The following is a 7,581-nucleotide window of genomic DNA, read 5'->3' on the forward strand; positions in this document are numbered from 1 at the left end:
TTCTTCCTGGAATACCGCGTGCTCAGGTTTTGCGAGGACTTCGTCCTCGAGCGCAGCCTCGCGTGGCTCGGCAGCGGCTACAGGGAGCGAGGTGGGGCGTGGAGGTGTAAAAAACGCCAGGGCCTTGGGGCGCTGGCGCTTTTGGGTGGCGGGGGGGACGGCTCAGTCGATACCGACAAAACCACCGGTCTGGTGCTGCCACAGGCGTGCGTACAGGCCGCCGTGGGCCAGCAGTTCGGCGTGGCTGCCGCTTTCGGCGATGCGGCCCTTGTCCAGGACCACCAGGCGGTCCATGCGGGCGATGGTCGAGAGCCGGTGGGCGATGGCGATCACGGTCTTGCCCTGCATCAGGGTTTCCAGGCTTTCCTGGATTGCGGCCTCGACTTCCGAGTCCAGGGCCGAGGTGGCTTCGTCCATGATCAGGATCGGCGCGTCCTTGAGCAGCACCCGGGCAATGGCGATGCGCTGGCGCTGGCCGCCGGACAGCTTCACCCCGCGCTCGCCGACGTGGGCGTCGAAGCCCGTGCGGCCCTGGGCGTCGGACAGCAGTGGGATGAACTCGTCGGCGCGGGCCTTGCGCACGGCTTCCCAGAGCTCCTCGTCGGTGGCGTCGGGCTTGCCGTACAGCAGGTTGTCGCGGATCGAACGGTGCAGCAGCGAGGTGTCCTGGGTGATCATGCCGATCCGTTCGCGCAGGCTTTCCTGGGTGACTTCGGCGATGTCCTGGTGGTCGATCAGGATGCGCCCGCCCTCCAGGTCATAGAGCCGCAGCAACAGGTTGACCAGGGTCGACTTGCCGGCGCCGGACGGGCCGATCAGGCCGATTTTCTCCCCTGGCTTGATGTTCAGGTTGAGGTCGCTGATGACCCCGGCCTGTTTCCCGTAATGGAAATCCACATGCTCGAACCGCACTTCGCCGCTGGCCACCGCCAGGCGTGGCGCCTGCTCGCGGTCGCTGACGCTGATGGGCTGGGCGATGGTCTGCAGGCCATCCTGGACCATGCCGATGTTCTCGAAGATGCCGTTGACCACCCACATGATCCAGCCGGACATGTTGACGATGCGGATCACCAGGCCGGTGGCCAGGGCGATGGCGCCGACCGAGATCAGCGACTGGGTCCAGAGCCACAGGGCCAGGCCCGTGGTGCCGACGATCAACAGGCCGTTCATGGCGGTGATGACCACGTCCATGCTGGTGATCACGCGCCCGGCCAGCTGGCTTTTTTCGGTCTGCTCGCCGATGGCTTCGCGGGCGTAGTTCTGTTCGAAGTGGGTGTGGGCGAACAGCTTGAGGGTGGTGATGTTGGTGTAGCCATCGACGATTCGCCCCACCAGCTTGGAGTTGGCGTCCGAGGAAATCACCGCGCGTTTCTTCACCCGCGGCACGAAGTAGCGCAGGGCACCGATGTAGCTGGCGATCCAGATCAGCAGCGGGATCATCAGGCGCCAGTCGGCCTCGGCGAACAGCACCAGGGAACTGACCGCATAGATCAGCACGTGCCACAGCGCGTCCACCGCCTGCACCGAGGAGTCGCGCAGCGAGTTGCCGGTCTGCATGATGCGCTGGGCGATGCGCCCGGCGAAGTCGTTCTGGAAGAAATTCAGGCTCTGCTTGAGCACATAGCTGTGGTTCTGCCAGCGGATCAGGCTGGTCATGCCCGGGCTGATGGTCTGGTGCACCAACAGGTCGTGCAGGGCGACGAACAGCGGTCGGAAGATCAGCGCCACCACCGCCATCCAGGCCAGCTCCAGGCCGTGGGTCTTGAAAATCTCGACGTTGGGCGTGCCCTGGGCCAGGTCGATGATGGTGCTCAGGTAACTGAACAGCGAGACTTCGATCAGCGCCACGAACAGGCCGACCACCAGCAACGCGACGAAGCTCGGCCAGACCTGCTTGATGTAATAGAGGTAGAAGGGCAGTACGCGGTTGGGGGGAGCGGCAGTGGGAGCGTCGCGGAAAATGTCGATCAGTTGTTCAAAACGACGATAGAGCATGGGATCTGACGCCCGCGTGGCGGGCTCTCCTTATCAGTAAGCAGGCGGAGCGCCATGTCGGCGCTCCGCCGGGACTCCCAGCGAAGTCTTAGTCGATGCGCTTGGCCGACTTGATCAGCACCGGGTCGACGGGCACGTTCTGCATGCCTTGCTTGGTGGTGGTCTGGGAGTTGACGATCTGGTCGACTACGTCCATGCCGCTCACCACCTTGGCGAACACCGCGTAGCCGGCATCGCGGCCCGGGTCGAGGAAGGCGTTGTCGGCGACGTTGATGAAGAACTGGCTGGTGGCCGAGTTCGGGTTCGAGGTGCGGGCCATGGACAGGGTGCCACGTACGTTATGCAGGCCGTTGCTGGCTTCGTTCTTGATTGGGTCGCGGGTTTCCTTCTGCACCATCTGCGCGGTGAAGCCGCCGCCCTGGGCCATGAAGCCCGGGATCACCCGGTGGAAGATGGTGTTGGTGTAGAAGCCGCTGTCCACGTAGTCGAGGAAGTTCTTGCTGGAGATAGGGGCCTTGACCGGGTCCAGTTCGACTTCGATCTTGCCGAAGCTGGTGTCCAGCAGCACGTGAGGCGCCTTGGCCGGTTGGGCGGCCATCAGGTTGGCCGCGAACAGAACGGAGCCGGCGACGAGGGCGATTTTTTTCAGCATGGGTCAGTGATCCTGGGTGGTGGTGTCGACTGCGGTTAAAAATTCGAGCAGGGTTTGGTTGAAGCGTTGCGGCTGGTCCAGCGGCGTGGCGTGACGCGAATCGGCGATCACCACCAGGCGCCCGTCGGGCAGCAGTTTCACATAGTTTTCTTTCAGCGCGACCGGCGTGTAGTCGCGGTCGGCGCTGATGACCAGGGTTGGACAGGCGACCTGGGAAAGTCGTTCCTGGACGCCCCAGCCAACGATGGCATCGAAGCTTGCGAGATAAGCACGTTTGTCGTTTTTTGCCCAGCGCTCGGCCATCTTTTGCCGCAGTTCGGCCTGCTCCGGTTTGGGGAACAGCTTGGCGGCCAGGGCGACGCCGATGGTTTCGAGGCTGAGCAGGCGCATCAGGCTCCAGCGCTTGAACCATTGCCAGGCGTCGTTGGCGCTGCGGATCTTCACTTCGGGCGCGCTGTTGACGATGCACAGGCTTTTCAGCAGCCCGGGCTGATCCACCGCGACCTGGAAGGCGATCATGCCGCCCATGGACAGGCCCGCCAGATGCACCCGCGTCAGGTTCAGGTGCTCCAGCAGGGCGACCAGGTCGGCGCTGAAACTGGCGATGCTGTAGCGCTCCCGGGGTTTGTCGGAGCGGCCGTGGCCACGCACGTCGGGCAGGATCAGCCGGTAATGGGCGGACAGCTCGGCGATCTGTTTTTCCCAGTCCCGGGTGCTGGAGCCGAGGCCGTGAACCAGCACCAGCGGTTCGCCATGGCCGTATTCCTCATAGTGCAGGGTGCATCCTTCGTGTTCGAAATAGGCCATGGCTGAATTCCTGTTCAGGCGCGTGGAGGGTTCGAGTGTGGGTTCAGGCTTGTTGCGGGGCGGCGAATGCCGCGTCCAGCGGCGCGGTGTCGAAGGTGCGCAGCAGCTCGACGAGGATCTGCGTGGCCGGGCCCAGGGGTTTGTCCTTGTTCGAATACAGGTAGAAAGTCGGGTGCCGGCTGCCGCCCTGGTCCAACGGTAGCACCTTGAGCAGACCTTCCCGGATCTCCCGCTCGATCATGTGCCGCGGCAGCCAGGCGAAGCCCAGGCCGCTGCCGACGAAGGTGGCAGCGGTGGCCAGGCTGCCGACGGTCCAGCGCTGTTCGGCGCCGAGCCAGCCGACGTCCCGCGGCTGCTGGCGGCCGGAGTCGCGGATCACCACCTGCAGCTGGCTTTCCAGGTCCTGGAAGTTCAGTTCGCGGTTCAGCCGGTGCAGGGCGTGTTCCGGGTGGGCTACGGCGACGAACTCCACCGAGCTCATTTCGGTGCCCAGGTAGCCGGGGATACTGAAGCCGCTGATGGCCAGGTCGGCCACGCCCTCGAGCAGCACCTCCTCGACGCCGGACAGCACCTCTTCGCGCAGTCGCACCCGGCAGCCGCGGCTTTGCGGCATGAAGGCGGTCAGGGCGCGGACCAGCCGCGCGTTGGGGTAGGCGGCGTCCACCACCAGGCGCACTTCGGCTTCCCAGCCCTGTTCCATGTGGTGGGCCAGGTCTTCCAGCTGGCTGGCCTGTTTCACCAGTTGCCGCGAACGGCGCAGCAGGACGCCGCCGGCCTCGGTGAGCACGGCCTTGCGTCCGTCGATGCGCAGCAGCGGCACGCCCAGTTGTTCCTGCATGCGCGCCACGGTGTAACTGACGGAGGATTGCGAACGGTGCAGCGCTTCGGCTGCCTGGGCGAAGCCGCCGTGATCGACCACGGCCTGCAGCGTTCGCCATTGATCGAGGGTAACGCGGGGCGCTTTCATGATGAGCTCCTCTTGCCCTAAGCTGGCGCTCCTTATTGGAGACCGCCGAATGAGAAAATTCTGTTGTGTGTTGCTGGCCTTGCTGCCGCTCAGTGCTTTCGCCTATCCCATCGACGTGCAGAAACACCTCGAAGGCGTGAGCATCGACTACACCGCCTACGACACCGATGCCGACATCGGCTCGATCCAGGTGAACAACTACGGCAGCACCAACGCGGTCTGCACGGTGGTCTTCCGCAACGGCCCCGAAGCCCCGCGCACGCGCAAGGTGGAAGTGGCGGCCGGCAAGTTCAAGAACGCCACGGCCAAGTTCAACCGCAGCATCATCAAGCTGCGCATCGACCTGAGCTGTGCCGCCCAATAAGCGCAAAGCGGAGCAGGGCGCGCGGCCTGCTCCGCTTATAAACGAATTTATTGATTGGTTATAGCAGTTATTTGCGCTTTTTCATCGATATAACTCTGTTTAATCTGCGCTCCATCGACTTACGACATTCCCCGATGGAGGCAACATCCCATGTCCCGCGTTCTGATCATCGAAAGCAGTGCCCGTCAGCAGGATTCCGTTTCCCGTCAGCTGACCCAGACCTTCATCAAGCAATGGCAAGCGGCCCACCCGGGCGACCAGATCACCGTGCGTGACCTGGCGACCGCACCGGTGCCGCACCTGGACATCAATCTGCTGGGCGGCTGGATGAAGCCCGCCGAGCAGCGCAACGAGATCGAAGAGGCCTCGCTGCAACGCTCCAACGAACTGACCGACGAACTGCTGGCCGCCGACGTGCTGGTGATGGCCGCGCCGATGTACAACTTCGCCATCCCGAGCACTCTCAAAGCCTGGCTGGACCACGTGCTGCGCGCCGGCGTGACCTTCAAGTACACCGATACCGGCCCGCAGGGCCTGCTCACCGGCAAGCGTGCCTACGTGCTGACCGCCCGTGGCGGCATCTACGCCGGCAGCGCCACGGACCACCAGGAACCCTACCTGCGCCAGGTCATGGGCTTTATCGGGATCCACGACGTCGAGTTCATCCACGCCGAAGGCCTGAACCTGGGTGGCGACTTCCACGAGAAGGGCCTGAACCAGGCCAACGCCAAACTGGCCCAGGTCGCCTGATCCGTTAATCGCCAGATAATCGCGCAGTGGTCTAGTAGGCCCTGCGCTCCCCTTCAGACCTTTTGCGCATCGAACCTCCCTTTGCACTTGTTGCTCCTGAGTGCTCCCGCCCGATTGAACGCTTTGCGAGATCGGGCTTTTTTTTGCCCAGGATTTACCGATGCCCGTAGCCGCTGCCGAGCACCAGCGAGGCTGCGATCGGGCGCGCAGCGGCCGTAAATCCTGCGCCCGCAATCTTTCAGGAATAGACGCAGCGCCTGGTTTGGCGACGGCTGCGCCGTCGATCGCAGCCTCGCCAAGGCTCGGCAGCGGCTACAGGTTCGTGTGTCAGGGGGGAGGGGTTTTGCACCGAATGGGGCAAAACCGCTATCGTCGCCTCCCTTCAAGACGAGGCGAGCATGGGCTATCTACTTTTTGTCACGCTGATCCAGGCGTTTTCCTTCAACCTGATCGGCGAATACCTGGCGGGGCATGTCGACAGCTATTTCGCGGTGCTGGTGCGGGTGCTGCTGGCCGGGCTGGTGTTCATCCCGCTGACCCGCTGGCGTCAAGTGGAACCGGCGTTCATGCGCGGCATGCTGCTGATCGGCGCCCTGCAGTTCGGCGTGACCTACGTCTGCCTGTACTTGAGTTTCCGCGTGCTGACGGTGCCGGAAGTGCTGCTGTTCACCATCCTCACCCCGCTGCATGTGACCCTGATCGAAGACGCCCTCAACCGCCGCTTCAACCCCTGGGGCTTGCTGGCGGCGCTGGTGGCGGTGGCCGGGGCGGCGGTGATCCGCTACGACCGCATCAGCCCGGATTTCTTCATGGGCTTCTTGCTGCTGCAACTGGCCAACTTCACCTACGCCGCCGGGCAGGTGCTGTACAAGCACCTGGTGGCACGCCATCCGAGCGACCTGCCGCATTACCGGCGTTTCGGCTACTTCTACCTGGGGGCGTTGCTGGTGGTGTTGCCGGCGTTCCTGCTGTTCGGCAAGTCGAACTTCCTGCCCGAGGCACCGTTGCAATGGGCGGTGCTGCTGTTTCTCGGGCTGGTCGCCACCGCGCTGGGGTTGTACTGGTGGAACAAGGGTGCCTGCCTGGTCAATGGCGCGACCCTGGCGGTGATGAACAACTTGCATGTGCCGGTGGGGCTGCTGCTCAACCTGCTGATCTGGAACCAGCATGAGGCACTGGGTCGCCTGTTCCTGGGCGGGATGGTGATTCTGTTGGCGGTGTGGATCAGCCGTCGGGGCATGAAGGCGAAGGCTATTGCGTAGGCGCGAGGCTTGCCCGCGATCCGCGTAGCGGCCTGATAGTGCGTTGCTTGCCAGATCGCTATCGCGAGCAAGCTTCGCTCCTACAGAAGAGGATAGGGGTGATCGCCCCGAGGACGGGGCGATCAAGCGGGGTTTACAGCGCGCGTTTTTCCACTTCGGGGATATGGCTGGCGCCCAGCACCGCCGGCAACAGGCCGGCGCGCAAGTCGTTGCCGCTCGGCTGCTGGTACAGGCTCAGGCCGAACTCCGGCATCACCGCCAGCAGGTAATCGAAGATATCGCCCTGGATGCGCTCGTAGTCGATCCACGCCGTGGTGCGGGTGAAGCAGTAGATTTCCAGCGGAATGCCCTGGGCAGTGGTCTGCATCTGGCGGACCATGCAGGTCATGTTCGGCTGGATGTCCGGATGGCTCTTCAGGTAGGCCAGGGCATAGGCGCGGAAGGTACCCAGGTTGGTCATGCGGCGGCGATTGGCCGACAGGGCGGCGACATTGCCCTGGGCTTCGTTCCAGCTCTTGAGCTCGGCCTGCTTGCGCGTCATGTAGTCGGTGAGCAGGTGCACCTTGCCCAGGCGCGCCTCTTCCTCGTCGTTGATGAAGCGCACGCCGCTGGCGTCGATGTACAGGCTGCGCTTGATCCGCCGGCCGCCGGACTGCTGCATGCCGCGCCAGTTCTTGAACGACTCGGACATCAGGCGCCAGGTGGGGATCGAGACGATGGTCTTGTCGACTGCCGCCGGCCGCCACCCTGAGTGTCAACCTGCAGGACGTGTCGCTGGCCGATG

General features: G+C 63.9%; 7 protein-coding genes and 1 pseudogene. 3 read left to right on the forward strand and 5 right to left on the reverse strand.

The genetic code is table 11. The features are described from left to right. Nucleotides 1–162: 162 nt before the first annotated feature. The 4 genes from ACQKQA_RS09765 to ACQKQA_RS09780 form a co-directional block, all read right to left on the reverse strand. Nucleotides 163–1,995, reverse strand: coding sequence for an ABC transporter ATP-binding protein (locus ACQKQA_RS09765; protein WP_427556100.1), 1,833 nt, complete (start codon nucleotides 1,993–1,995; stop codon nucleotides 163–165). An 88-nt stretch (nucleotides 1,996–2,083) separates the two neighbouring features. Continuing rightward, nucleotides 2,084–2,647, reverse strand: coding sequence for a peptidylprolyl isomerase (locus tag ACQKQA_RS09770; RefSeq protein WP_427556103.1), 564 nt, complete (start codon nucleotides 2,645–2,647; stop codon nucleotides 2,084–2,086). Nucleotides 2,648–2,650: 3 nt separating this feature from the next. Beyond that, nucleotides 2,651–3,454 carry an alpha/beta fold hydrolase gene (locus ACQKQA_RS09775; RefSeq protein WP_427556106.1) on the reverse strand — a complete coding sequence of 268 codons (804 nt, stop codon included), beginning with the start codon at nucleotides 3,452–3,454 and terminating at the stop codon, nucleotides 2,651–2,653. 43 nt (nucleotides 3,455–3,497) lie between these two features. Then, complete coding sequence (locus ACQKQA_RS09780; RefSeq protein WP_427556108.1) at nucleotides 3,498–4,421, reverse strand: LysR family transcriptional regulator; 924 nt, start codon at nucleotides 4,419–4,421, stop codon at nucleotides 3,498–3,500. A 49-nt stretch (nucleotides 4,422–4,470) separates the two neighbouring features. Here ACQKQA_RS09780 and ACQKQA_RS09785 point away from each other — a divergent pair, with 49 nt between their 5' ends. The 3 genes from ACQKQA_RS09785 to ACQKQA_RS09795 all read left to right on the forward strand — a co-directional run bounded on the left by ACQKQA_RS09785 (nucleotide 4,471) and on the right by ACQKQA_RS09795 (nucleotide 6,797). Next, the gene (locus ACQKQA_RS09785) at nucleotides 4,471–4,785 is read left to right on the forward strand and encodes a 3-phosphoglycerate kinase (protein WP_427556110.1); all 315 of its coding nucleotides are present in this window, start codon (nucleotides 4,471–4,473) and stop codon (nucleotides 4,783–4,785) included. Nucleotides 4,786–4,935: 150 nt separating this feature from the next. Continuing rightward, entirely contained in the window at nucleotides 4,936–5,535 is a 600-nt protein-coding gene (locus tag ACQKQA_RS09790) for an FMN-dependent NADH-azoreductase (protein WP_427556113.1), read from the forward strand. A gap of 398 nt (nucleotides 5,536–5,933) precedes the next feature. Next, nucleotides 5,934–6,797, forward strand: a complete 864-nt coding sequence (locus ACQKQA_RS09795) for a carboxylate/amino acid/amine transporter (RefSeq protein ID WP_427556116.1) — start codon at nucleotides 5,934–5,936, stop codon at nucleotides 6,795–6,797. A 133-nt stretch (nucleotides 6,798–6,930) separates the two neighbouring features. Here the strand turns inward: ACQKQA_RS09795 and ACQKQA_RS09800 are convergent. After that, nucleotides 6,931–7,524, reverse strand: a pseudogene (locus tag ACQKQA_RS09800) (mechanosensitive ion channel family protein); the annotation flags it as partial. Nucleotides 7,525–7,581: the final 57 nt, after the last annotated feature.

Source organism: Pseudomonas sp. NPDC089530 (assembly GCF_050280705.1).
GTDB lineage: Bacteria > Pseudomonadota > Gammaproteobacteria > Pseudomonadales > Pseudomonadaceae > Aquipseudomonas.

Coding starts and splice junctions, on each gene's coding strand:
- ACQKQA_RS09765 (WP_427556100.1), bottom strand. CDS start 1,995: ATGCTCTATCGTCGTTTTGAACAACTGATCGACATTTTCCGCGACGCT.
- ACQKQA_RS09770 (WP_427556103.1), bottom strand. CDS start 2,647: ATGCTGAAAAAAATCGCCCTCGTCGCCGGCTCCGTTCTGTTCGCGGCC.
- ACQKQA_RS09775 (WP_427556106.1), bottom strand. CDS start 3,454: ATGGCCTATTTCGAACACGAAGGATGCACCCTGCACTATGAGGAATAC.
- ACQKQA_RS09780 (WP_427556108.1), bottom strand. CDS start 4,421: ATGAAAGCGCCCCGCGTTACCCTCGATCAATGGCGAACGCTGCAGGCC.
- ACQKQA_RS09785 (WP_427556110.1), top strand. CDS start 4,471: ATGAGAAAATTCTGTTGTGTGTTGCTGGCCTTGCTGCCGCTCAGTGCT.
- ACQKQA_RS09790 (WP_427556113.1), top strand. CDS start 4,936: ATGTCCCGCGTTCTGATCATCGAAAGCAGTGCCCGTCAGCAGGATTCC.
- ACQKQA_RS09795 (WP_427556116.1), top strand. CDS start 5,934: ATGGGCTATCTACTTTTTGTCACGCTGATCCAGGCGTTTTCCTTCAAC.